We start from the raw sequence: 26,030 nt of genomic DNA, 5'->3' as shown, positions 1-26,030 counted from the left end.
CACTAGCCAAAGTTCATCAAAAGATATATGTCGATTAATTTTTAACGGAATAACTGATCAGTTGTTCGGACAGAACTTTCATTCGCTCCCCTGTTTCATTAAGCTGCTCAATCACATCCGTAAAGGAGGATACAAGCGTTGCTTGTTCCTGTGAAGAGGCTGCAATCTGGGAAACTTCAACTTCCATCTGTTTGATGACCTGTTGTACATCTCTCAGACTGGTATCGATATCACTTGTAGCTTGTTTGGCATCCACAGAGAGTTTGCGTACTTCGGAAGCAACCACACCGAAACCGGCACCGGCTTCACCAACGCGAGCGGCTTCAATAGCGGCGTTCAGGCCAAGCAAGTTGGTTTGCTCAGAGATTTCACGAATGAACCCGGCTACTTTGTTGATTTGGGAAGAGTTCTGAACAGCAAGTCTTGTGTTCTGCAAGATCTGCTCACTGGTTGCTTGCAATTCTTCGGCATGAGCAGCGACATGTTGCACCATATCAACGAGGTTACCATTGATGGTTTGATTTTCTTGTATAATATCCTCAAGTTGGTTCTGGTTAGATTGGTCGTAAGATACACAGAAAACAGCAACAACTTTCTGGTGATCATCAAAGATCGGAATGTTCAGAATATCCAGTTCGATACCATAAACGTCCTTGGAGAGAGTAGCGAGGGTAGCTTCTCTTCCGTTTTTTAAGATGGCAAAGTTTTGATACGATTCCAAGAGTGGCATTCCTTTTTCAAAACCAAGGTCAAACTTGTCAGTGGTAATAACCTCTAACACCTTTTCGTGATCATATAAAGTTAAACTAGCTGGTTCTCTAAGGATCAGACTGATATAAGGCATTACTTTAAGCAGGGCATCTACAACGTTCATGGAAGAGGACCATCCTTTCAATATTTGAATGTATTATTTATAACGATCTATGGAATGCTCTATCTTTCATCGGACGGTAATGCCCTTTCGTGAACGGTATTTTGCATGAAAGAATGAACATTTTATGATTAAATTTTAAAATATTTCCCAGTTGAAATGATTTACTGGATATAAGTGTTAGCTGTAACTATTTTTATATCAAGATATTTGTACGAATGTATATCAATTATGGGACATATGTCCTTTTGCATGCGTTATTTACGACAACGGAGGGGAAGTCGGAATGAAAGAAATTATGGACTTTGGACTTGTGCGACAACTCGCCCGTGAGAATGGGTTGGATCAGGTGCTGGACGAGCCTGCACTCGCTGAGTTGCGACTACTTGAAGCTGCGAAGGGCGAGATGATATGTGCCAAAGGGGAGCGACCGGAGCGATTGTATTTTCTCGTGCAGGGCAAGCTCAAAATCTATACCACCCTGTCTAACGGGAAGTCTCTGTTGCTTCGTTTCAGTACACCCCTTGCGCTCGTGGGAGATTTGGAACTGATAAATGGCAAGGAGGCTATGAATACGGTAGAGTCTGTGAGCAAAAGTTTGCTGCTGGGTATCAGTTATCGCGCTCTCCAGAGTACGTATGCAGAGAACCCTAAGTTTCTCCACTTTATGCTGAGTCAAGTTACGCATAAATTGTATACATTTTCCAACCTGTCGAGTCTGAATATGTTATATCCGGTCGAAAGCCGATTTGCCAGCTATCTGTTGTCCACAATGGGCCAGGACGAGTCCTCTTCAGAAGAGATCCAGACCTCCAAGCTCACCGAACTGGCGGATATGCTAGGCACCAGCTATAGACATCTTAATAGAGTCGTTCAGGATCTGTGTCATCGAGATATTATTCGCAAAGTGCAGCGAAAGCTAGTGATCTGTGATCTGGAGCAGTTGCGTGTCATCGCGGGAGGCAATATATATGAGTGATGGCATTTTAAAATAAAGACCAGGTCTGTATATCTATGCGACATGACGCGACACAATAAAATACAATAAGGCACACAAAGAGCACCCTCTCGAATATACCGAGGGGTGCTCTTTTTGCTCTGCACTTCAAGTGGATTAGATATCTCCGCGTTGTTCGAACAATTGAGCGATCCCTACAATGACACGGGTGGCCTTCACCATATTGTCTACCGATACATATTCGAATTTGCCGTGGTAGTTCTCACCACCAGTGAAGATATTTGGTGTTGGCAAGCCCATATAGGATAGCTGGGAACCATCTGTTCCTCCTCGGATGGGGCGAATAACAGGTTCGATGTCCAGTCGGGTCATGGCTTCATGGGCAATGTCGACGATCTGGCGTACGGGTTCAATTTTCTCACGCATGTTATAGTACTGGTCATTCAATTCAACCGTGATGCTTTTCTCTCCATACTTGGTCTTCAATTCGTTTGCGATATTCAATAGATTTGTTTTGCGCTCTTCAAACTTCTCCCGGTCGAAATCACGGATGATGTAACCCATCTTTGTCAGCTCAACATCACCCTCCAGAGACAACAAATGATAGAAGCCATCATAACCGTCCGTGAATTCAGGAGCTTCCTCCACAGGCAGGCGTCGATTCAACTCCATCGCAATTTTCAGAGAGTTCACCATCTTATCCTTCGCAGTTCCGGGATGCACATTGGTGCCTCGTACGGTAATTTTGGCGGCAGCTGCGTTAAAGCTCTCGTATTCCAGTTCACCAAGCGGTCCGCCATCAACCGTGTAAGCATATTTGGCTCCAAAAGCAGCTACATCGAACTTGTGCGGTCCACGGCCAATCTCTTCATCAGGGGTAAAAGCAACCCGAATCTTACCGTGTTTCACTTCCGGGTGTTCAATCAGATAGGCCATCGCGGTCATAATCTCCGCTATGCCTGCTTTATTATCTGCACCAAGCAACGTTGTACCATCGGTTGTGATCAGGGTGTGGCCTTTATACTCGTGCAGCTCCGGGAAATCCTTGTTGGACAGTACTACATCCAGCTCCGAGTTCAGCACAATGTCAGCACCGTTATAGTTATCGATAACCTGTGGTTTGACATTTTTGCCAGTAAAGTCGGTCGCTGTATCGAGGTGAGCCAGGAAACCAATTACGGGAACATCCTTGTCGGTATTGGATGGCAGTGTAGCCATGACATAACCATTCTCATCCATCGTCACATCTTGCAGACCAATGGAGGTACATTCTTCAACCAGCAGTTTGCCCAAGGCCAATTGGCCGGGTGTGGAAGGGCATGTCTCGCTATTTTCATCGGATTGGGTATCCATCTGAACATAAGTACTCAGTCTTTGAATTAATATATCTTTCATCTATTATCGCTCCCTAGCTTGAGTAGTATATAAGTTGAGCTACTTATTTTACACTGATCCACTACGATGCCAGAATAACCTTCTGATCGCTGTTATCCCCAGATTTTTTGATCCACTTTTACAAAGGTGAAAATCTGAGGATAGCGTATGCTTTCGATGCAGCTTTCTTGCAGAAAGCTTTTAGCTCCGCTTCTACAGGTTATTTCTGCCCTCTCCGTTATCGTGTAACCGTTAGTCACAACTTATGTAAATTGGGTATAGTAATTATTGTGGTTCTCTACGGTTATCATATCATGTTTTGCAGTCATTTCCAGAATGGGGCAGAACCGAAATATGTGAGGATGACTAGGTATCAAAAAGGGTACCAAGGCACAAAAATGTACGTACTTGTGTTTCCGTACGTCAGGTTCATAATAAATGATGAAGAAAGGATGGGTTCTAGACATGCCATTTATCACGGTTAAGGTACTGGAAGGCAAGTCGGTCGAGCAGAAACGTCAGTTGATTGAACGTATGACTCAGGTGGCTTGTGAGACACTGGATGTTGATCCGAGCAAAGTCTTTATCTTCATTGAGGATTTGGAGAAGGACAATTACGGCAAGAACGGAAAACTGTTTTCGGACTTAGACAAATAAGTAAGGCTTCATATATATCATGATCATGGAACAGGAGATGTAACATTAATGACTGAACAATTATTTTCCCCTTATCAATTCATGAGTCTGCAATTAAATAACCGCGTCGTCATGGCACCCATGTGCCAATATTCCGTGACGGCGAAGGACGGCATTCCGAACGATTGGCATCAGGTTCACTATGTGAGCCGTGCGGTTGGAGGAACAGGACTGATTGTAATCGAGATGACCGATGTAGATCCGGATGGACGTATTACCGATAATGACTTGGGTATATGGTCAGATGAGCATGTGCCTGCCTTCACCAAACTTGTAGACGGAATCCATGCCTACGGCTCCAAAGTAGCTATTCAGATCGCACATGCAGGACGAAAAGCAGAGGATGCTCCGCAGCCGGTTGCCCCATCGGTAGTTACATTCCCGGGAGAAAAGTACAAGGAACCACGCGCGTTAAGTACCGAAGAGGTAGAAGCCATGGTGCAGAAGTTTGCAGTCGGTGTTCGCCGCGCAGTACAGGCTGGCGTAGATACCATTGAACTGCACGGTGCACATGGATATCTGATCCACCAGTTCCATTCTCCGCTGATGAACCATCGTGAGGATGTATATGGGCAGGATCTTTCCCGTTTTGGCGTAGAAGTCATTCGTGCAGTGAAAAAAGAAATGCCAGCAGATATGCCGCTGATTTTGCGGATTTCGGCTGTAGAATACGCGGATGGTGGATACGACATCGACCACACCATCAATATCGCTCGTGCCTACCAAGATGCAGGCGTGGACATGTTCCATATCAGTTCAGGCGGCGAAGGACCTTCCGGTCAGCGGAAACCAGGGAACTATCCAGGGTATCAGGTGCCATTTGCCCGTCGCTTCCGTGAAGAGCTGAACGTTCCTGTAATCGCAGTGGGTATGCTGGAGGATGCAGCATTGGCTCAGGCGGTGATTGGAAACGGCGATGCGGATCTGGTTGCCGTTGGTAGAGGCATGCTGCGTGACCCGTACTGGGCGAACCATGCCGCTCTGGAACTGGGTGTCAGCAAGGATCAAGCTGCCATTGCGGAGCAATATTCTCGTGGATACTAATCTGCTCCAAATTATACTTACACTTGCCACTCCGATGACAGAATAACCTTCCGATCGCTGTTATCCTCAGATTTTTTGATTCACTTTTTCAAAGGTGAAAATCTGATGATAGCGTATGCTTCCGATGTAGCTTTCTTGCAGAAAGCTTTTGGGCGAACGCTCCGCTTCTTCAAGTTATTTCTGTCCTCTTCGTTTTCGTGTAAATGTTAGTGCAAATTTTATATAGTAAAATAGGCCACAGCATGGGTTAAACCTCATGCTGTGGCCTGATTTTGGATATTGAGAATCATATCCATCCGATTACGGATGACTACGCTCTTCGAGTCGCTTCATAGACGAATTTTTGATTGGACTGCGTGGGTGGTTGATCCGGGTTAAAGTCGGCGTACACTTTAATGTCAGAGAAACCAATGTGTTCGAGAATTAGGCGTAACTCTTCTATGCCGTACCAACGTAGAGTGAGTTGTTGCAGCTCCGTAGCAACAAGAGCACCCTGATGCCATTGTTCGTAGCGAATCAGACTTACTTTATATTGGTGCAGAAGGTTCACTTCAATGGTTTTCACTTCTACAGTGATCGTATCACCATCGGGTAATGAAACGGTTGATGTTTCTACAGAAGAGGGTTGTGTCACATCGGGCAGAAACAGATCAAACACGAGCTTGCCGCCAGGTTCCAAATGCTGAGATAGATTACGTAATACGTTAATCGACGCCTGTCTGTCTTGGATGAGGAGCAGAGAACCTCCGGGAATGATAATTGCCTCGTATCGATATGGAAGATCAAGCTTCTCCAGATCGGCAACGAACAGTTCAGGCATGGGTAATGCCCGCTCCATACAACGAGAACGGCAAGAGTTGATCATATCGGTTGAATAATCAATTCCATCCACCTTCAAGCCTGCTTCAAGCAAAGGAATGAGCACTCGGCCTGATCCCGACATGGCTTCAAGGATACGTCCTTTGCAGCGCTGAAGATAGTGGCGATAGAATTCAATATCTCCTCCCAAGGAGTGTCCCACAGGTTTGGTTAGATCATATACGTCGGTACATAATGGACCGTAATAACTGAATGACATAGTATAGGTGTCCCCCACATTTTGATATAATGAATTGCAAACGTGGAAGGGAACTCGTTAAGATTATCCCTTCCGGCAACGGTTGGAATTGGAATTTTCAGAGCAGACTATCATAGGAATCACGCACCTTTTATGTAATATGTTCCAATTATAGGGTGTGGGTAAAGCGGAGGTCAACTTCTATTCGGGTAGTCATACGAAATGAAATGTATAAGGAGCTGATTCGAATGGATTCATCATCAAGTTCATCAAGCGCACTGCCAGATATACGGCAGGAACTGGTGCTTCATGCACCTGTAGAGAAGGTGTGGGAAATGGTCTCGACCGAGCAGGGACTGAAAACCTGGTTCATGCCAGGCAATCTGGAACCCGTGGAAGGTCACGAGTTTATATTGGAAGCTGGCCCCTTCGGCCAATCACCATGTCAGGTGACGGAAGTTCATCCGCTGCACAAGCTGTCATTCCGCTGGGGTAAGGACTGGACGTTGACGTTCCAACTGAATGAACAGCCCGAAGGTACGGATTTCACGCTGATTCACAGCGGTTGGGATGCGGATAAACTGACCGAGTTTGGACAGGCCCACGCTATCGTACGCGAACGTATGGAACAGGGATGGGCCGGAATCGTTCAGAAGCTTGCCCAAGTTGTTAAATAAATCTTCATTCAATCACCCCCAGGTCATTTCGCCCGTTCATTCCGGTGAAATTCGGCCTGGGGTTTCTTGGTGTACCAAGAGCTGGCGAAAACAGATAGAGATCCTTCAAATTATAAAGAAGTTGACCGATTTTGATACGGAAACTATTTCCGTGAGCACCAGAAACGTGTAACATGAATTATAGTGATAAATCGACAAAATTAGACGTCTCTCGCCATTGTGGATGGAAGGAATACATAGATGAGAAAACACTGGATTATGCTGACCATAAGTTTCATATGCGTTGTCATTGTTCCGCTGGGCTGGATCGCCCAGACGTTAATTAGTGAGCGGAGTAACCCCCAGGCTGCAGATGGAAGAATTGACCTGACCCATTGGGACTTTGATCGCAAGGGTGCAGCGTCTCTAAAGGGTGTCTGGGATTTCTACCCTGGGCAGTTGCTGAGTCCGGCAGATATTGAAGCAAGTGTATCCGGTCGCAAGCCTTTGCCGGCTTCGTCTGGCACTCAGGTTCCTGCCCGATGGAACAAATCTTTGGGTCAGGCCCATGGGTATGGAACCTATCATTTGCAAGTTCAGCTTACACCCCGGACGATGAAAAACGATTATGGTATACGCACGCAGAATATACGCATGGCCCACCGGGTATTTATCGATGGTAAAGAGATTGGCGGTAAAGGTCTGCCAGGAAAGACGAAGGCGACAGATATACAATTAAATCTGCCCTTTACAGGATTCACGTCCATTGAGGGCAACACGGCTGACATTATCATTCAGGTATCGAACTATAGTTATTCTTCCGGGGGCATTATAGCGCCCATTTTGTTTGGGGACGAGCATAGTATTCTGAAAAGCCAGCAACAAGGTTGGCTCAAGGATCTGATGGCCTTATTCGGTTTTATCTTGCCCGCCGCCTTTTTTCTACTTCTGTTCAGATTACGACGTACGGAGAAGGAGCTTCGTTTTCTCGGATTATTCAGCCTTTCTGGTGCGCTATACGCTCTGACACACGGGGAGAAGTTACTGGGTACGTTTGTACCGTTCCTGACCAATAATGAGATACTTCGGATTCAGCTCCTTAGTTCAGCCGCTGCCTATTACTTCTTGCTTCGGTATATGGATGCCCGTGTGCCAGGAGCAGTTCATCAGTGGTTTGTTCGTCTGGCTGTAGTGCTAATCGTTACCCAGACTATTGTGGGTCTTACGCTTCCTCCAACGCTTTTCTCGTCTCTTGAGCTTCCCATGTTGCTGATCTCGCTTGTTGTCATGTTGTATACGCTGCGAGCCATGTTTTATTGGTTGAAAGGCCGGCCGAATGACAGCCACTTTGCACTGGTGAGTATGATGAGCATACTCATGGTTGTTGTGTTGTATACGCTTGGTGCGTTCACTACCCTAGACACGGCGTTCTTTGCGCTGATTGAACTTTTATTATTTGTATTTGCCCAGATGATAGTGACCGCAATCCGCTTCGCACAATCATTCCGAGACGTGGAAGCCCTGTCAGAGCGTTTACTTGCCATCGACAGCCTGAAGGACGAGTTCATGGCGAACACGTCTCATGAGCTACGAACTCCCCTCCATGGCATCATTAATATTGCACAATCCATGCTGGAAGGGGCGGCCGGAGCAGTCACGCCCAAGCAAGCCAAAAATCTCTCCATGATTACTTCAACCGGCAAACGCCTTTCACTGCTGGTTAACGATATTTTGGATTTTTCCAAATTAAAAAATAGTGAGATCGAGTTGAAACGGGTACCTGTTGATCTGGAATCCGTTGCTCATACTGTGGTTGAGGTCTCGGGTTTCACGTTTGAGGATAAGCCGGTTATATTGATTCAGCAATGGCCTCAGTCGTTGCCGCTTGTTGAGGCAGATGAAGATCGCCTAAGGCAAGTTCTGTATAACTTGCTGGGTAACGCCTATAAGTACACTGAGCAGGGTGAGATACGATTGTACGCCAGTGTTGAGGGGGATTGGGTGAAGGTATCGGTCGCGGATACAGGGGTAGGCATTGCCTTGGACAAACAGGAGGATATCTTCCAGGCGTATGAGCAGAGTAACGGCACGATCGAGCGATTGAGTAATGGAACCGGACTGGGTCTGAGTATTACGCGAAAACTCGTTGAGCTTGGCGGTGGTGAGATCTGGGTTGAATCGGCCCCGGGGCAAGGTTCGACCTTTCATTTCACCCTGCCTGTTATGAAGCTGCCTATGTTGCAATCTCATTCGAAACCAGTTGCCGCCCGATATGTTGCTGCACAGGGGGCAGGGGCGAAGGAGCTTGTGACAAGAGAGTCAGATGAGCCGGATGATCTTCCGGAAGCGGAGCATACGATTCTGATTGTAGACGATGACCCCGTGAATCGACAGGTATTGCTTAACCTATTGTCGACAGAACGATATCGCGTGATTGCAGCGGACAGCGGGTCCACTGCATTGAAACTCCGTGAGGAGTTCCCGTCCATTGATCTTGTTATTACGGACTGGATGATGCCTAAGATGTCCGGGCTTGAGTTATGTCGCAAATTGCGCGAGCACAGTTCCTTGTCGGAGTTACCGATTCTGATGCTGACCGCCCGCGGGTTGCCTGAGGATATCAAACACGGATTCCAGGCGGGAGCCAATGACTTCCTAAGCAAACCGGTGGATGCCGGTGAATTACGTGCCCGGGTTCGGACGTTAATTGAGATGCGGAGTTCTGTGCAGGAAGCTATTCGGACCGAAATGGCCTTTTTGCAGGCCCAGATCAAGCCACACTTTCTATATAATGCACTCAATGTTATTATCGCGACCTGTGCAGTGAATCCGGATAAAGCAACCGATCTGCTGATTGAATTGAGTCATTACCTGCGCGGAAGTTTTGACTTCCAGAACAGGCAGCAGCTTGTTCCTTTGACCAAAGAGCTGGAATTGGTGGAGTCTTATGTGCATCTGGAACAGGCGAGATTTGAGGAAAGACTGGTGGTGGAGTATGAGGTGGAATCGGACGTACCTCTGTATCTGCCACCTCTCAGTATTCAGCCACTTGTGGAGAATGCCATTCGCCACGGCGTGATGGAGCGGGCAGCCGGCGGGACAGTTCACCTTAGGATTTTCAAAGAGAGCGAGCATGTAGTTGTACAGGTCCAGGATGATGGTGTAGGTATCCCTCCTGAGCGTATGGCTCAGGTCAAGTCTGGGCGCACCGAAGGTCCGGGAGGTGTCGGGCTGCAAAATATAAACCGTCGCCTGATGTCTCTCTATGGTCAGGGACTGGAGATTCATAGCCATGTGGGTAAAGGCACGCAGATCCAATTCCGTATCCCTGTGCAAAAGGTGGATTTTTCCAATTAATGTGCCGAGTTAAACAATTATGGTTAACAGATTAATAAGCGGGTGCTGATAAAATCGGTATTCCTATTGAATCTTTCATGGCAGGAGGCTGAAAGAACGGTGAGAGCCATTGTGATCGATGATGAGAAGCCAGCGCAGCTTCATCTGGAGCGACTACTACGAACGGACGGACGAATTACACCCGTACAATGTTTTTCAACAGCTCGTGATGGTCTGCATTTTCTGGCAAATGAACGTGTAGATGTTGTATTTTTGGACATTGGAATGCCGGAGATGAATGGCCTGGAAGCGGCTGAATATATACAGCAATTGGATCAGAGTATTCGTATTATCTTTGTTACGGCTTATGCGGACCATGCAGTGGAAGCATTCGAGCTGCATGCTCTGGATTATGTACTTAAACCGGTTAGTTCCGCCCGATTGGCCAAAACCATTGATCGAATTGCGGGCATAATGTTGCATAATCCCCAAGTTGCAGCCACCGCCGAGGTACAGGAATCGGAACCTGTATCTGTGGAGTTGGATACTGAAGTTCCGGGGCTGCTTACGTTCAAACATCTGGATATCTACAGAAGTCTGGATCAGGGTGCCAAGAAACATAAGTGGCGCACAACCAAATCACAGGAATTGTTTGCTTTTTTGTTTCATCACAGGGAAGAATGGGTAAGCAAGGAGATTCTGCTTGATAAGCTATGGGGTGATGTTTCCCAGGAAAAGGGATTAACCCATCTACATACTTCCGTGTACCAGATTCGAAAGCTGCTTAAGGAATGGAACATGACAGGCAAGCTGGAGTACAATATGAACCGCTATCGTCTGTTATCAGGCAATCTGGTAAGTGATGTGGATCAATTTGAAAAAGCCATGGTCTACAATGTCATCACATCAGACAATGTTGAAGACTTGAGACATATGATTCCACTTTATCGTGGCGATTATCTGGAAGAGCATGATTATCATTGGGCACAGGCCAAAGCAAGGGAACTCAGACGCAAGTATACAGCGCTGGTTATGGATATCGCGAGATGGGACATGGAGCATGGTCGTGGCAAGGAAGCGATTGAGCAATTAACGATATTGCAGGAACGGGAGCCTTATTCGGAAGAAATCTGCCGACTCATGATGGAAGTGTATGCATCCATGGATGATCAGCAAAGCATACTTCGTTTATATCATTCATTTGCATTGACATTAAATGAGGATCTGGGATATCAGCCGGAGCCCGAAACAAGCAGGTTATATCAGAACCTGACAGACAAATAAACGTATGTAACGTAAGTTCAGACAGGAGGGTGAGACATGAAGTTATTCATACACCGCAAAGACTTGCGTACGGATGATCTGGCCGCATTCGATTATTTGCGGGAACACCAAGAAGAGAGTGTGCATGTTCTCATCTATGATCCATTCCTCCTGCGGCAAGGCCGAGAGAAGGAACACAGCGGTGTGAATTTCAGGCAGCATGCAGCGGAATTAGGCAGACAGTATCTTGAAGCCAAACGAAAACTGCATGTTGCTTACGGCAAACCGGCTGAAGTGGTTGAATTCATCCTGAACGAATTCAAAGGTGAGATAGACGAGATTGTGGTCCATCGGGACATGACGCCGTATGCAATCGAGCGGGATAGGGCTATACGCATAGTCAGTGAGGCACGCGAGGTTACGTTCACACAACTGACAGATCATCTGCTGATGGATCTGAATGGATTTGCCAACTTTACAGGCAAGTCGGAGCCATATAAGGTATTTGCGGCTTTCCATCGGCGGTGGGTGGAATTCATGAATGAACATCCCAACCCTCCTTCGGCAACAACGGTTGCAGCGTTGAAGGTGAGTGATCGTCAGATTGAATGGCCGGATGTAATGCAGGTACCTCCAGAGTTGCTGGAGGGCAGTGGTTCGAATGACGAGGACCCTCATCTGCTGTTGGGTCAATTTTTATCGGATCGAATTGCTGAATACGGTGATCATCGGGATGAATATGAGGCTTACGAGCCGAGTCATCTCAGTTCTTACGTGGCTGTGGGGGCCGTATCCATTCGCAAGATGTATGATGCGGCGAGTCGCACCGCAGAAGCGGGGGAATGGATCAGGCAGTTGTGCTTCCGCGACTTCTATCTGTATCGGGCAGTCTATGAGAGTCACTATTTTACATATGAAAAGGTGTACGATCTCTCGACTCTCCATGATAATCACTTTGAACGGTGGTGCAAGGCGGAGACAGGCATTCCGATTATTGATGCAGCGATGACGGAACTGAATGAAACCGGACATATGCCCAACCGGCTGCGAATTCTCACGGCGATGTTTCTCACCAAAAACCTGCAATGCCCGTTCACCTTGGGTGAAGCCTATTTCAGGCGCAAGCTGAGTGATTATGATAACATTCAAAACCGTGGTAACTGGTTATGGTGTGCTTCGCTTGGTGAGAATGCGGCTCCGTATTTTAGGGTGAACAATCCAGTAACGCAATCTGAGAAATATGATCCGCAAGGTGATTATATTCGCAAGTGGTTGCCTGAATTGAAGGATCTGCATAGCAAGGACATCCATCAGCCGCGCAAGGATGCCATCGTTGATCTGAAGGTATCGAGACAGGTAGCTATTGACGTGTATAAACAGATTCTGGCGAGTCGTTCGAAGTAGACTCAGTCAGGGGCGGGATGCATGCCCAAACCCAAATTTACCATTCTCATCCGTTTGATCCAATATTCATTTGGTTGAGAGCAGGATGTTCCACAGACCGCGTACTCGCGGTCTTTTTTACATATATAGACATGAAAATAGTGTGAAATGTGTTGAAAATTTAGGAATTGTTAAGAAAATGGACTATCCATCTTAAGCATTATGGCTTTTAATAGATAGAGAGCTTTATTGTATTAAGTCATATCTGACATATTGACGAACACATTAAGGAGAAACGTAAACATGAGTGAAACACTGAAAAGAGAGCGAATTCCAGAACTGAATCTGGTGCGTGCCATGGCAATTATCGGCGTACTGTGCGTGCATTCCACGTCCTATGCGACGGTGGACATGACGGGTTCAGGCTACTACTGGCTGTACAACTTTATTAATATCTTTATGAAATATGGTACGCCAACCTTTATTTTTATGAGCAGTTTTGTACTGTTCTATAACTATTATTCCCGTCCGTTGGATAAGAAACTCGTGAGTAACTTCTACAAGAAAAGATTTGTGTATATTTTGCTTCCGTATTTCCTGTTCTCATTAATGTATTTTGTGTTGCTGCATTTCACGCATTATCAGGGCCGACCTTTCGGCGAATCGGCAGTAAGTTTCATCACGAAATTGTTTACGGGCAAGGCCTATACACATCTGTACTTTGTGTTTATTAACATGCAATTTTATCTGTTATTTCCATTGGTGTTATGGTTGCTTAAGAAATATCCCTCTGTGGTGAAATGGTCTGTTCCGATTGGACTATTGATTCAATGGGCATTCATCGTAAGTAATAAATATGGATTCCAGGTACCCAACAAGGGAAGCTGGGCGTTCTCATACTTTTCCTATTTCATGCTGGGTGCTTTTATCGGGGTGTACTTCCCTAAAATCAAGCAATGGTTTGTCATCAGTCGAGCCAATGCAACCAAAGGACGCGTAGCTTCATGGATTCTGCTCTGGGCGGTATGGATCATTGCCGGACTTGGCCATGTGTATATCTATTACCTGCTGCGTCTGAAGATCGCAACGTATAACACACTGTGGTATGAATTCTTCTGGAATGTGCATACCTTTGCTTGTGCGCTGGTGCTTATCCAGATTGCCTATCTGCTCTATCGCAAAGGGCCGTCACTCATCGTCAAGCCGCTGAATCGGCTTGGGGCATTGTCCTTTGGCATCTACCTGATTCATCCATTCTTCCTGCTGGTGTATCGGAATTATCCACCTCAAACAGGAGTATCGTGGTTAGTGCATCTGTGGTATGCCGGAGGATTCGGTGTAGCTCTGATCGCTTCGTGGATTGTTGTTGGATTGACGGCAAGGTTCGTTCCATATGCATGGGTGATCTTTGGCAATCTGCCAAAACCGAAACCACGTCTCGCGCCACAACAGAACTCGGGACAATTGGACGTACGTTAAGATACATTTCCAATTAGAGGAATAATAAACCGTTTCTTGGTCGACCTTAGGGGAGAGCGGGGAGCGGTTTTTTCGTCTATATAGATATGCTGGATGTGGGGGACGAGTGTTTCTTTTTCATGGTTGAGGGGTAATCATAAGGCGGAACGATAATACATTATGGATAACAGGATTAAGGTGAATATAATGACAACATGCGAAAAATGCGGGAGACCGATGCAAGATATATTGGAATATGTGGAACACATTCTTCACGAATGCAGTGAACAGACACAGGAGTACAACTCAAAAGATTATCAGGCCTATGGCCATGAGGGTGTTCAAGAGCAGATGTGATACAATAGAAAGAAACCGGATTCATACGGAACCGAGGTGACAATATGGAGACGGGTCCAGCCCCTTTCCGGCAAGGAAAGACGGAACAAGAAGCGCGACTGAGCAAAACGTGTATGTATTGCGGACAACAGCGGCCGATGTCCGAATTCCGGCGCAGAACCGGAAAGCGGGCAGGTCCCGGAGCCAGGCGGGGAGCCTGCCGCAGCTGTCGCCAGCTCGGTGGACAGGCTGACCACGAGGCAGGTTCAAGTGTGAGCGGGCGAACGAATGAACGGATGCAGCGTCAACGGGATGGCTTGGAGACCCGTGAGGTTACTGACAGTCCGTCTGCCTCAGTGAGAAATGAGGCAGGTCGTACCTCCCATGGTATGGAGCAGGGAGCTGCTACGGTGTCTGAGTCTGACAAAATTCTGGTGTCTCGACCGTCAGTAGATTTATCATCATCGAATGACGATGAACATACTGACTTGGTGACTTCTTCACCCTCTTCTTCGGGTATTCGGAAGAAAAGGAGAAGACGGAGGAAGAGCAAGCGTTCAGAGAGCATAACGGGCAATGAGCTGAGAGAGACGAGTCTGGAGCACAATGGCTCGGCAGGTGAGGTCTTGATTGAGCCACAGCCAGGCGAGCACTGGCGTGGGGAAGAAGGGCATTCGCAGGGGCATGCTGCTGCGAATGAAAAAGGCATTGCACAGCAGCGGGCTGGCGCGCGAGCTGCCGCTGCAGTGCAGGCCGCCGAGCAAGCTGCGGCGGCCCACCAGGCTCTGCTGCCGGCTGAGCCGCAAGGCCCGGCAGCAGAGCCCATGGCTGCGGATCAACCGACCGCAGCCAAACGCAAGCGCAAGCGGCGCCGCAAGCGTGCTGCTGCGCTCGCGCCCGGCGCAGGGCAGGTCCGTAGCGTAGCTGCTGAGGCCCATGCGCTGGCTCTGAGCGACCGTGGCGATGCCACCACGGTCGCTGCACCTACGGCGGCGGAGGCACAGCCTGCCGCCACCGGGCGCGAGCCTGGGCAAGCGCCTGGGGCTGCTGCGGAGGCAGGGCCTCCTGCGCCCGTGCGCCAGCCTGGCTCGCCAGGGTCCAAGCCGCGCCAAGCGCGCAAGGAGCGTGCGCCCAAGGCGAACGGCGAAGACGCTGCCCGCGGTACATCCGGGCAGCGTCCCGCGCATGCCAGCCGCAGTCACGGGGCTGGCATGGATGGCCGTCCCCGCCGCCAGACCCCGTCGGCCCCGGTCGCAATCGACCCGGAGGATCCGGCTTCGCTCCGGACCAACCGGCAAGGCATGGTACGGATGCGAGGCAAGACCGACAAGGGCAGACGCTGGCATCAGGAAGTGGACATGGAGCTTGCAGTCACGCTGGTGAAGGAAAAAGCCGCTGTGGTGGTCAATCGGTACACGATTCGCCGATTGTTCAGCAACAAGGATTTCAAGCGGTATATACTGACTCGAGATCACAACACCTGTTACTTCTGTGGATCGTATGGAGATACGATTGACCATCTGTTGCCGCGTGCCAAAGGTGGACATACCACTCCGCTCAACTGTGTCTGCGCCTGCAATCTGTGCAACCAGTCCAAAGCAGCGATGGATGCCGAAGAGTTCATGCGTTCCGGTATTCCCGAATGGAATGCTGCCCATCAGGCAGAACTGATTGAACTGGCCATGCAGGAAGCGCAGTTGGAAGAAGGATAATATGCCCCCGAAGATGGATCGGGGTTTCGATATGAAGGGCACACCAAGACCACAGAGGTCGAGGTGTGCTTTTTTGATTGGGGTGGGAAGTCAGTTCGCTGTGCAATAATTTCTTCAAATTGACAACGGTGTTCATCGAAGATGTACGTTATACTGGGAGGGAGTTGCTTAAGAAGCTTCATCATCCATATGAATGATGAAATGTATAGTAAACATCAAGCCTGAGAACTTAGACTGTATAGATTGGATGGATGCAGATGACCCCGGCAGCATTGGACATTATGTCATATATTACGGAAGAAAATATTCGTTTCTGGCTGGAGAAGTTTCGCTCCCTGGGCCCGTTACCGGGAATTTTGCTTACGTTTATGAAATCATTTGTGCCGCCGCTTCCAACGCTGTTAATTGTAGGTGTGAACGGTGCGGTATATGGTCTGTGGGCAGGATTTATATATTCATGGATCGGCATGGTGCTCGGTTGTACCGTTACGTTCCTGATCGTACGGGAGATCGGGAAGTCCGCTTTTGTAGAGCGATGGGCACGCAAACCTCGTGTACAACGCAGCATGGTATGGATTCGAAGGAATGCATTCAGTTATGTTTTTCTGCTGAGTATCTTCCCGGTAGGTCCGTTTGTCATTATTAACGTGGCGGCAGGTATCGCGCGAATGCGATTGTTATCCTTCCTGCTTGCGGTGGGCTGTGGTAAAGCGATCATGATCTTCTCTGTTACGTATATCGGTTCCAATGTGGAACAATTTCTGGAGCACCCTATACGCTGGGTAGGCGTATTGCTGTTTATTGCGGTATCCCTGTGGGCAAGCCGCAAACTGGAGCGACACTTTACCCGGTCATCGTCAGATGGAGAAGGTCTGCATGATCTGAATCAAACAACTGGCAAATCGATTTCTTCTTGAATCAAAGAATGATCAGTGTGCAGATATGGGATGTCAGTAATCTCGTTAGCTCGAAGGAGGACCTAGCATGAATGATAATATCTATGCATTCAGCCGAACGATAAATCGTATGAGTGAAGATGAACTTCGTTCAGTACTGCGTGTGCTCTATATGAAGTCAGGACATGTGGTCAAGCGGCAGGAAGAGCAAGGCGGAAAGGTGGATTTTGCGGAAGCGGTACAGTCACTGTTTCGGAATATGGATACCCCTTTTGATCTGGGTCGTCTGGAACAACAAGCTCTTGCCGAGGTCGACAAGCCAAATGAAATTCATATTACGTTTGGAGAATCACCTCTGAGTAGTCTGAAAATGGGAATGAGTACATTACCTGATCAGGAAAAACGGAGTTATTTCTCTATAGATGATAATTATGCGGTAGGGCCATTAGGTGATCTCACCCGGCGTGCAGACTTGCAACGCAGGCATCTCTGGCTGACCGAACGAATGTGTCTCAATGACCGTGAGGCATATGGCATGCATGAACTGGAATCATTATTTGATCTCGAAGCCACAATACAGTCCTTTGATTCCAAGACGTCGATCATTATCTGGTATGCGAATAATGCACGGGAGAAGACGGGACTGCTCTACGCCATGTATCTATTGCGGAACAGCGAGAGCCCCATATATCTTATCGAAACGAGTGGTTTATATAAGCAATTATTTGATAGACCTGACGTTCAATATGATGTGCTCCACACAGGCGAGATTCTTCCGGAAAAGCTTCTGGCGATGTGGCACGTTTGCTCCGAGCAAGAGCCATTGTCCAAGCGAGAGCGCCGCCAACTGGAGCGGGATTGGCTGGAACTTTCGGTACAGCCTGGGCTAATACGTATGATGGAGAATGGCGTGATTCGGAGCTTAACTGAAGATGCGTTGGACGAGTACATCATGCAGAAGGTGAGGGAACTGACACCGAACTGGGAGCCAGGCAAGTATATCCGAGCAGCTCGTATTGTGGGTGAAGTGATTGGTACAAGTAGCCAGCATATAAGTGATGCGTTCGTGGAGTACCGTCTACGGCAACTGGTGCTGCAAGGCCAACTTGAAATGGATGGAAAGCCACTTGCAATGAGGTATTACAGTATTCGGCTTCCCGAGCGCTGAAAGGGACTGAGGCTGAAACGCACGGATAGGAAAACAAGCGACGAGATCACAAAGTTTGAAATAAGACGGAAGATTTGAGCAGTTCCTTGCGCATAAAGAAAGATGATCACGAAGTGTCTCCGTTACCAGCTGTTCAGATTTAACACTTAAATAGACTGTTCCACCGGTGAGTAACTCCTGCATGTCCGGGGAACAGTCTATTTTTTTCTCATTAGGTACTAAAACAGCTTCGCTTGTGCAATATCCAATAACATTCTTCTTTATGATCATCATTGTATTAAGATTTCTTCCCATTCCAGATTTCTAGTAACGGTCCCTGCTGTCCATAGACCGGATCGGTATCCGGGATCGGAACCTCACGTATTTCCTGAAGAGCCTTCTGCAGCTCGCCTTCCTCACCTGTGCGTGTGTTGTAACTCATGCCGCCCGGATAAGCACCGGCAATACGAAAATCACTGCTGGACTCCAGGCGTTTATGCCCTGTTCCAGCGGGAAGCACGACAACGTCACCAGTTTGAAGGTAAACTTTCTGACCATTTTCTCCGCCTAAAATCAGTTTCACGAATCCACTCACCACAGCAAGTGCCTCATGAGCATTACTATGATAATGATGATAATTGAACACACCATTCAACCAGCTATTTCCCCATCCATTACGGTTTAACAACGATTCTGCGTGAAGGGCCTCTTCAACCCATACGTTCTTATACAAAAGCACAGGCAGGGTCGGATGATTGGGAATTACACCGTCATCCTGAAGGAATAACGTCTCTATGTCCTTTTTCCGTTCATTCATCTCACATCACCTCACTATAAATTACCCTATAACGTCAAGGACGAACAAAAAACAATTGTAAAATGATACAAAATGTATCATTTTAAGGTTATACTCAGTACATAAACTCTCTTCAATGCACTCGTTGTATAAATCGCAAGGGGGAATCGTGTGTGAACATTGTGATTACAGGGGCTTCTGGATTTGTGGGATTTAATCTTTCACAGTATTTGGCGCAAAAGGGGCATCGAATTACCCTTCTGGATCGGGATGATTACTGTCAGAGACTTGTTCATATCTCTCCTCTGCATGAGATGCCGTTCATCTGTTGTGACCTTGCAGCGGACCGGATTCATCTACCTCCAGGAATAGATTACATCATCCATCTGGCGGCCATGCCACACGTGGATTATTCGTATCATCAGCCAGGGGAAGTTTTCCGCAATAATACACTCAGCACACAGGCTATCCTGCAATATGCTACGGAACATCACATTCCAGTCTTGCTGGCTTCATCCGTGGAAGTGTATGGCGGTGATTGGGGCAGAGTCTATCATGAATCAGATCCGTATGCACCCGTCTCTCCTTATTCCGCTTCCAAAGTTGCATGTGAAATGCTGGCTCACTCCTATGCTCAATGTTACCAACTTCCAGTCAAACTCTTTCGTTTGACCAACCTCTATGGTCCATGGCAATTACCAGACCGTATTATTCCCCGAAACTTTGGTCGGATGTTGGACGGACTGCCTCTGGATATTCAGGGATCGGCAGTGCGTGATTTCTTGTATGTAGATGATGCCCTCCGGGCCATTGAACAGATCATGCTGAAAGGCAAAGACGGACAGGTCTACAACATATCAACAGGGCTTGGAACAACCATGCAAGAGATCGGGGAGATATTGAAACCGATGGATCGATCCGTAGCTGCTGTAGAGATTCGGGAGCAGGAACCAACCCAGTCCAGAGGGTCCAGTCTGGTCGTACATTCAGGCAGGTTGCGAGCGGAATTGGGATGGTTACCGCAAACCACGTTGGAAAAGGGATTGGAAAAAACCTTCCGCTGGTATCGGGAACATCCCGAATGGGTCAGACAGTTCAGCCGTGAATACCATACAACAAGGGAAACGCGCAGTTTCATTATCGATATGGCAAGATACGCAGTTCCAGCAGTATAAAAAGCACAAAAAAAGCCAGGGAAGGGTGTATTGAGTAACACCTTCCATGGCTTTTTTGCGCCTCCGTCTCACATTCGGATAACTTCCGAACACGGACGGTCAGGCTATTTTAAAACGATCTATTGCACGAAATCTTCGTGCTTTCTGACTTTTGCATCAAAAGGATCTAGTGATCTCTTTTAACGTCGGCAATTTTATCCTGTACGGCACCTTTGGCTTTGTCTTTTTTACCCTCAGCCTGAAGGGATCTGTTATTGGTTGCATTACCGATCTGATCCTTCACTTCGCCTTTGGCCTTGTTTACGCCTGCTTTGATTTTATCGCTAGTTGAATTACTCATATCGAACATCTCCTTCGTTTCTGGTGTAGTCCTTATTAACCGGGATGTCCGTATTCTAAACGCAATGGGTTTGTGCCAAGTTTTGCATTCGTGACGCAAGAGGTTCATACTTGAAATAGAAAAGATGTCTCAATTATGGAATAAGGCTGAGCCCAACGCTGCATAATAACGACAGTGACCAATTTCGTTGCATGATTATCTTGATATTGGAAAACAATTCCTGAAATTTTGGATAAACGAATCCTTCCTTGTGTACATATCGCACATCTGGTCATATGTGATCTTGTCTTAATACCACATGTGGTAGGAATACGGATCTTGGACAGGAGGATCGGCGGCGTTAGCTTGCCTTCATGGGTTGACAAAAAAATCGATTTTGTTACAATGTTCACAATATCTTCACAAGTGTAAAAAATTTCTTTTTCATGTTCATGTGTAAGAGGTGTAATATAAGGGTATAGAGTTCGGTTTCGGCCTGCTTGTCGTTTTGTGCGTCAACACATGTTGTCCGCAATAGATCCAAGATACAATGCATGATATGGGAGTGGCCATGAGCTACGCTCATCCTATTGTGTGAAATTTGGTACATTTAAATGTATTCGATGTATTTTGTGGTTCGGCTCTGCTTGACAGGCATCATGAAAGTCGCGGACTTCTATCCCAAAGTAAAGGAGGACTTTCTCTTATGTCACAATCGCCTACTCAACAAGAGGTGCCAGTTACAGAAGGTGCCAACGTTTCCGAGCGCCAGTCCTTGGACGTTCTGGATCAACTGATGAAGCCTGAGGTACAGGAGTCTTTAACCGTTCTGGTGGAGAACCTGCCTAAATTGGCTGAAATGGTTACTGCTATGACAAAAGCTTATGACTTTGCACAAAGTGTAGCAACAGACAAAGTTCTGATCAGCGACACAATGAGCGCAATGGGCGAGTTCGCTAAGCCTGTTGTAGACAAAGCTAAAGGTGTAGCTTCTGCTGCCATCGAAGCCAATGACCGTGCGCAAACAGAGCAAACTTCAGTTGGCTTGTTCGCTATGCTGAAAATGCTTAAAGATCCAAACGTACAACAATCGCTTCGTTTTGCTCAATCTTTCTTGAGCATCCTGAACGAGCGTCAACAACAGAAACGTTAAGACTTAGAAGAACGGAGGATGGATATGTCGAAGCAAATTTTGATCTTGGGTGGAGGATACGGCGGTCTGTTGACTGCATTGACTGCGCGTCAATACTTGTCTCCGGAAGAAGCGACAATTACTGTCGTGAACCGTTACCCTACACACCAAATTATCACGGAACTGCACCGTCTTGCAGCGGGAAGCATTGCTGAACAAGCAGTTGCTCTTCCACTCGAAAAATTGCTGCGTGGCAAAAACGTGAACTTGAAAATCGATACGGTGGATACAATCAAGCCGGACGAGAAGAAAGTTCTGATGACCAGCGGCTCCACATACTCTTACGATGCACTCGTCGTTGCCCTGGGCAGCGAAACGGCATTCTTCGGAATTCCGGGATTGCAAGAGTACAGCTTCACGCTCAAATCGGTTAGCGATGCAAACCGTATTCGTGCACACGTTGAAGCACGTCTTGATGCTTACAAACAGTCCGGCAACAAAGCAGACGCTACGTTTGTTATTGGTGGCGGCGGCTTGACAGGTATTGAGCTTGTTGGCGAATTCGCTGACCTGCTTCCTGCAGTATGTCAAGAAAAAGGCATCGACTTCAAAGAAGTATCCCTGTACACAGTTGAAGCAGGTCCTTCCATCCTGGCAGGATTCCCGCCGGAGCTGGTTGAGCGTGCTAAATCAAGTCTTGAGAAACGTGGCGTTAACTTCATCGTTGGCGTAGCGATTACCGAGATGAAAGAAAACGAAGTTCTGCTGAAAGACGGCAGCTCCATCCCTACGAACACACTCGTATGGACAGGTGGCGTACAAGGCAACGCTGTTGTTGCTAACAGCGGAATTGAAGTGGATCGTGGCCGTGCGAAAGTTACGGAAGTTCTGCAATCGACTTCTCACAAAGACGTGTTTGTTGCTGGTGACAGCGCAGTGGTCTTCCCTAGCGAAGGCGCTCGCCCTTACCCTCCAACAGCACAATTGGCTTGGCAAATGGGTGAGACTATTGGTCACAACTTGGGCGTTATGTTCAAAGGTGGCGCAATGGAATCCTTCACACCAGTATTCTCCGGTACGCTGGGAAGTCTGGGTCGTAAAGATGCTGTCGGCATGATCGGTGGCAATCAGACTCGTCTGAAAGGTCTGCCTGCAACCATGATGAAAGAAGCAAGTAACATCCGTTACCTGGCTCATATTCACGGTTTGTTCGCACTGGCTTACTAATCTTAATGCCATTCAAGGGCGCCTTTTTGGGCGTCCTTTTTTTTGTTTATCACAATTACAAAGAATAACTGATATTCAGATGGAAACAGGTGTGGCAAAAGTGGTCGATGTGAGGTCGCGTATAAACCACCTAAGGTATATGGCATATTAAAGGGACAACGGAAGACTTCACATTTCATAGATGTACTGAACGGGCATGAACCTGGGAGCCGGCGCTTAGAAGCGCCGGCTTTCGTTTAAATTATAGGATGAGCATCTTTAAATAAAAGGAACGGGGAGCGGAACAACAAGCAGCCCGTTCAACTGAGAGGAGAAATGACGTATGAACGTTTTAGTTATAGGAGCAAATGGACAAATCGGTAAGTTAGTGGTGGAACAGCTGGTACAGGAAGGCAAACATAAAGTAACGGCCATGATCCGAAAACCGGAGCAGGCGGCTGCACTGAAGGAACTAGGTGCTGATGTGGTGATCGGTGATCTGGAGGGCAGTGTGGAGGACTTGGCTGAGGCAATGAAGGATCATAATGCCATTGTGTTCACGGCGGGTTCTGGCGGATCTACCGGTCAGGACAAAACACTGCTTATTGATCTCGACGGTGCGGTGAAAACAATGGAATCTGCAGAGCAGCAAGGAATCTCCAGATATATTCTGGTCAGTGCGTATGGCGCAGATCAACGGGAGAAATGGTCAGAGTCCATCAAGCCTTATTACGTGGCGAAACATTATGCGGATCGTGCATTGTTTGCAAGTGATCTCAATTACACGATTATACGTCCAGGTGGTCTCAAGAATGAACCAGGCACAGGCAAGATTGCAGTTGGAACCGATCTGGAGCCGGGGAGCATCCCACGTGAAGATGTAGCCCGTGTAATCGTGGCTTCTTTGCAGGAAGAGAAGACGTACCGGATGGCCTTTGATCTGGTTGCCGGGGAGCATCCCGTTGAAGATGCCTTGGGCAAATTGTAAATGTTATTGTAAGATAACGGGAGAATGAAATGATGGGGATGAGGGGGAGCGCTGCATGAACGAAGCCGTGCTGGTCATAGAGGATGAGCCCAAAATAGCACGTCTGCTGGAACTGGAGCTACAGTATGAGGGATATCAGGTAGGCAAGGCAGGCAGTGGAACAGAAGGATTGGAGAAGTATGCAGACGGACAATGGGATCTGATTCTGCTGGATGTGATGTTACCTGGTCTGAGTGGAATTGAAGTGTTGCGGCGAGTTCGGGCCAAAGATGCTACGGTTCCGATCATTATGCTCACTGCCAAAGATTCTGTAGAAGACAAAGTATCCGGCCTGGATCTCGGAGCCAATGACTACATCACCAAGCCGTTCCAGATTGAAGAGCTACTTGCCAGAGTTCGGGCTGCATTGCGGCTTAGTGCAGTGGCGTCTGTTGTTTCTTCCGCTTCTTCGTCTACACCTGCTGATACGGGGAATGACTCTTCTGGGCATCAGGATGAAGCTGAGGCGGGCTGGTTGACGGCTGCCGGGTTGAAACTAAATGAAGGAACGCGAGAGGTATCCCGAGATGGTGTGGCCATTGAGCTTACTCCACGTGAGTTCGACCTGCTCGTGTATCTGCTTCAGAATCAACGTCAGGTGCTCAGTCGTGATCAGATTGTGCAGGCTGTGTGGGGATACGATTATTATGGAGATACCAATGTGGTGGATGTGTACATCCGTTATGTGCGCAAAAAGGTGGATAACGGATTCACACCACCCTTAATACATACCGTACGGGGCGTTGGATACGTCCTGAAGGAACAGTTATGAGCCTGCGCAGTAAAATCTACGGATATTCGTCTGTATTATTTGCTGTGCTGTTAATCGCGGTGAACCTGTCGGTCTACATCGTGTTTGAACGGATGTCGATTGATAACGAGGTTAATCGGGTGGAAGCGGAAGCGGAGTCTATTGTCAAAGGAGTACGTCAGTCTGCCGGCTCCATTCCGCCGGATGACTTGCTGCGGGCCTACGCGCCTGTGAACGGGATGCTTCGAATCGTTAATGAAGACGGCACCAGTTCCCCGGTGACAACAACAGCAGCTTCCGAGCAGCTGAGCAAGCTACCTTATAAGTACGAAAGTGAGAAGAAATCAGAGTATACCCAAGTTGAGCAGATTGGTTATGTGTGGGTATCAGTCCCGGTCATCTGGCCTGATGGCGAGGTGGTGAATGTACAGGTCACCGAGAGCATTGCAGAGACGGAGAATCGTCTGTCTGTACTGCGGACTGTGCTTGTGGCGGTCACGATTATTGCTCTAATTCCAGCCATTATCTCCAGCCGGATTCTGGCGAATCGAATGACCAGACCGATTCAGCAGATGACACGCACGATGACTGATATACAGTCCAGCGGCCAATTCAAGCGTCTTCCACTGGAGGAAGGGTCGAAGGATGAACTGAAAACGATGGGACAGACTTTTAACCGGATGATGGATCTGCTCGAATCCAACTTTGAACGACAGGAGCGATTTGTATCGGATGCATCTCATGAGCTAAAAACACCGCTGACCATTATTGAGAGTTATGCCAGTCTGCTACAGCGGCGAGGAAAAGAGCGGCCCGAGGTATTTGATGAAGCGGTGGAGGCGATTCTGTCTGAATCGGTTCGCATGCGAGAGATGACCGAGCAACTGTTACTGCTGGCGAAGCAACCAGAGCAGTGGAATGTACAGTTGGAGCGTGTGGATATCACGAGACTGGCTACAGACTCCACACGTGCGTTTCGCGAAGCCTATCACCGCGAAGTCCGGTGTGAAGATTCAGGTCCAATCTGGGCGATCAGCGATGAGAGCAAGCTGAAGCAACTGTTGTTTATTTTGCTGGATAATGCCCGAAAGTATAGTGAAGATGCAATTGAAGTCAGACTGGAAGCCAAGGGGCAAGAGTGCCGTATTCGGATCGTGGATACCGGGATTGGTATGCGGGAGGACGAGCTGGAGAAGGTATTTGACCGATTCTACCGGGTTGATCCGGCCAGAACACGCAGCTTAGGCGCAAGCGGTTCAGGTCTGGGATTGTCACTTGCCAAAGAGCTTGCAGGAGCAGTTGGAGCACGGATCGAACTGACCAGCACCGAGGGTGAAGGCACCGAGGCTTCGATTATTTTGCCTTTATCGGTTCAGAACGGGCCGCTCTCATGAAATTCTCATTCTTCTCTTATATACTGATAAGCATCAGATCAAC

General features: G+C 47.8%; 21 protein-coding genes and 1 pseudogene. 17 read left to right on the top strand and 5 right to left on the bottom strand.

The window, feature by feature from the left end; translation table 11 throughout:
- Positions 1-34: 34 nt before the first annotated feature.
- Positions 35-874: a methyl-accepting chemotaxis protein gene (locus MKY92_RS29195; RefSeq protein ID WP_339298533.1), complete on the bottom strand. Its 840-nt coding sequence runs from the start codon at positions 872-874 to the stop codon at positions 35-37.
- A gap of 283 nt (positions 875-1,157) precedes the next feature.
- On the opposite strand from MKY92_RS29195, the gene MKY92_RS29190 reads away from it, so the two are divergent.
- On the top strand, positions 1,158-1,850 hold the full coding sequence (locus MKY92_RS29190; RefSeq protein WP_339298532.1) for a cyclic nucleotide-binding domain-containing protein: 693 nt from the start codon (positions 1,158-1,160) through the stop codon (positions 1,848-1,850).
- 135 nt (positions 1,851-1,985) lie between these two features.
- On the opposite strand, the gene pepT is transcribed toward MKY92_RS29190, so the two are convergent.
- Complete coding sequence (gene pepT, locus MKY92_RS29185) at positions 1,986-3,224, bottom strand: peptidase T (protein ID WP_339298531.1); 1,239 nt, start codon at positions 3,222-3,224, stop codon at positions 1,986-1,988.
- A 444-nt stretch (positions 3,225-3,668) separates the two neighbouring features.
- On the opposite strand from pepT, the gene MKY92_RS29180 reads away from it, so the two are divergent.
- Positions 3,669-3,860 (top strand): 2-hydroxymuconate tautomerase family protein, encoded by a 192-nt coding sequence (locus tag MKY92_RS29180; RefSeq protein WP_017691642.1) that lies wholly within the window; start codon positions 3,669-3,671, stop codon positions 3,858-3,860.
- A 48-nt stretch (positions 3,861-3,908) separates the two neighbouring features.
- The gene (locus MKY92_RS29175) at positions 3,909-4,943 is read left to right on the top strand and encodes an NADH:flavin oxidoreductase/NADH oxidase (RefSeq protein WP_339298530.1); all 1,035 of its coding nucleotides are present in this window, start codon (positions 3,909-3,911) and stop codon (positions 4,941-4,943) included.
- Positions 4,944-5,253: 310 nt separating this feature from the next.
- On the opposite strand, the gene MKY92_RS29170 is transcribed toward MKY92_RS29175, so the two are convergent.
- Positions 5,254-6,021 (bottom strand): class I SAM-dependent methyltransferase, encoded by a 768-nt coding sequence (locus MKY92_RS29170; RefSeq protein ID WP_339298529.1) that lies wholly within the window; start codon positions 6,019-6,021, stop codon positions 5,254-5,256.
- 227 nt (positions 6,022-6,248) lie between these two features.
- Here MKY92_RS29170 and MKY92_RS29165 point away from each other — a divergent pair, with 227 nt between their 5' ends.
- The 8 genes and pseudogenes from MKY92_RS29165 to MKY92_RS29130 all read left to right on the top strand — a co-directional run bounded on the left by MKY92_RS29165 (position 6,249) and on the right by MKY92_RS29130 (position 18,208).
- Positions 6,249-6,677 (top strand): SRPBCC domain-containing protein, encoded by a 429-nt coding sequence (locus tag MKY92_RS29165; protein WP_237177936.1) that lies wholly within the window; start codon positions 6,249-6,251, stop codon positions 6,675-6,677.
- Positions 6,678-6,917: 240 nt separating this feature from the next.
- A complete protein-coding gene (locus tag MKY92_RS29160; RefSeq protein WP_339298528.1) occupies positions 6,918-10,013 on the top strand; it encodes an ATP-binding protein in 3,096 nt (1,031 codons plus the stop codon).
- 99 nt (positions 10,014-10,112) lie between these two features.
- Entirely contained in the window at positions 10,113-11,276 is a 1,164-nt protein-coding gene (locus tag MKY92_RS29155) for a response regulator (RefSeq protein WP_339298527.1), read from the top strand.
- Positions 11,277-11,312: 36 nt separating this feature from the next.
- On the top strand, positions 11,313-12,659 hold the full coding sequence (locus MKY92_RS29150) for a deoxyribodipyrimidine photo-lyase (RefSeq protein ID WP_339298526.1): 1,347 nt from the start codon (positions 11,313-11,315) through the stop codon (positions 12,657-12,659).
- 282 nt (positions 12,660-12,941) lie between these two features.
- Complete coding sequence (locus tag MKY92_RS29145; protein ID WP_339298525.1) at positions 12,942-14,117, top strand: acyltransferase; 1,176 nt, start codon at positions 12,942-12,944, stop codon at positions 14,115-14,117.
- Positions 14,118-15,709: 1,592 nt separating this feature from the next.
- Positions 15,710-16,144, top strand: a pseudogene (locus tag MKY92_RS29140) (HNH endonuclease); the annotation flags it as partial.
- A gap of 257 nt (positions 16,145-16,401) precedes the next feature.
- Positions 16,402-17,061 carry a TVP38/TMEM64 family protein gene (locus MKY92_RS29135; protein ID WP_339298524.1) on the top strand — a complete coding sequence of 220 codons (660 nt, stop codon included), beginning with the start codon at positions 16,402-16,404 and terminating at the stop codon, positions 17,059-17,061.
- A 67-nt stretch (positions 17,062-17,128) separates the two neighbouring features.
- Positions 17,129-18,208: a DUF3658 domain-containing protein gene (locus MKY92_RS29130; RefSeq protein WP_339298523.1), complete on the top strand. Its 1,080-nt coding sequence runs from the start codon at positions 17,129-17,131 to the stop codon at positions 18,206-18,208.
- Between the two features lie 277 nt (positions 18,209-18,485).
- Here MKY92_RS29130 and MKY92_RS29125 read toward each other — a convergent pair whose 3' ends face one another.
- Positions 18,486-19,004, bottom strand: a complete 519-nt coding sequence (locus MKY92_RS29125; protein WP_339298522.1) for a cupin domain-containing protein — start codon at positions 19,002-19,004, stop codon at positions 18,486-18,488.
- A gap of 152 nt (positions 19,005-19,156) precedes the next feature.
- Between MKY92_RS29125 and MKY92_RS29120 the strand changes: the two genes are divergently transcribed.
- Complete coding sequence (locus tag MKY92_RS29120; RefSeq protein WP_339298521.1) at positions 19,157-20,158, top strand: NAD-dependent epimerase/dehydratase family protein; 1,002 nt, start codon at positions 19,157-19,159, stop codon at positions 20,156-20,158.
- A 166-nt stretch (positions 20,159-20,324) separates the two neighbouring features.
- Here the strand turns inward: MKY92_RS29120 and MKY92_RS29115 are convergent, their stop codons facing one another.
- On the bottom strand, positions 20,325-20,498 hold the full coding sequence (locus MKY92_RS29115; protein WP_017691655.1) for a CsbD family protein: 174 nt from the start codon (positions 20,496-20,498) through the stop codon (positions 20,325-20,327).
- Positions 20,499-21,183: 685 nt separating this feature from the next.
- On the opposite strand from MKY92_RS29115, the gene MKY92_RS29110 reads away from it, so the two are divergent.
- From MKY92_RS29110 to MKY92_RS29090, 5 genes are all read left to right on the top strand, one after another.
- The gene (locus tag MKY92_RS29110; protein WP_124116740.1) at positions 21,184-21,630 is read left to right on the top strand and encodes a DUF1641 domain-containing protein; all 447 of its coding nucleotides are present in this window, start codon (positions 21,184-21,186) and stop codon (positions 21,628-21,630) included.
- 24 nt (positions 21,631-21,654) lie between these two features.
- Positions 21,655-22,836, top strand: a complete 1,182-nt coding sequence (locus MKY92_RS29105; RefSeq protein ID WP_036606574.1) for an NAD(P)/FAD-dependent oxidoreductase — start codon at positions 21,655-21,657, stop codon at positions 22,834-22,836.
- A gap of 322 nt (positions 22,837-23,158) precedes the next feature.
- Positions 23,159-23,803 carry an SDR family oxidoreductase gene (locus MKY92_RS29100; RefSeq protein ID WP_339298520.1) on the top strand — a complete coding sequence of 215 codons (645 nt, stop codon included), beginning with the start codon at positions 23,159-23,161 and terminating at the stop codon, positions 23,801-23,803.
- A gap of 55 nt (positions 23,804-23,858) precedes the next feature.
- Positions 23,859-24,614, top strand: a complete 756-nt coding sequence (locus MKY92_RS29095; RefSeq protein WP_339298519.1) for a response regulator transcription factor — start codon at positions 23,859-23,861, stop codon at positions 24,612-24,614.
- A complete protein-coding gene (locus MKY92_RS29090; RefSeq protein ID WP_339298518.1) occupies positions 24,611-25,987 on the top strand; it encodes an ATP-binding protein in 1,377 nt (458 codons plus the stop codon). Before MKY92_RS29095 ends, MKY92_RS29090 begins: the two co-directional genes overlap by 4 nt.
- The last annotated feature ends 43 nt before the right edge of the window (positions 25,988-26,030 follow it).

This window comes from Paenibacillus sp. FSL R5-0623, assembly GCF_037974265.1.
GTDB lineage: Bacteria > Bacillota > Bacilli > Paenibacillales > Paenibacillaceae > Paenibacillus.
The sequence above is the reverse complement of the archived record's forward strand: the minus strand, read 5'-3'. Positions and strand labels throughout refer to the sequence as shown.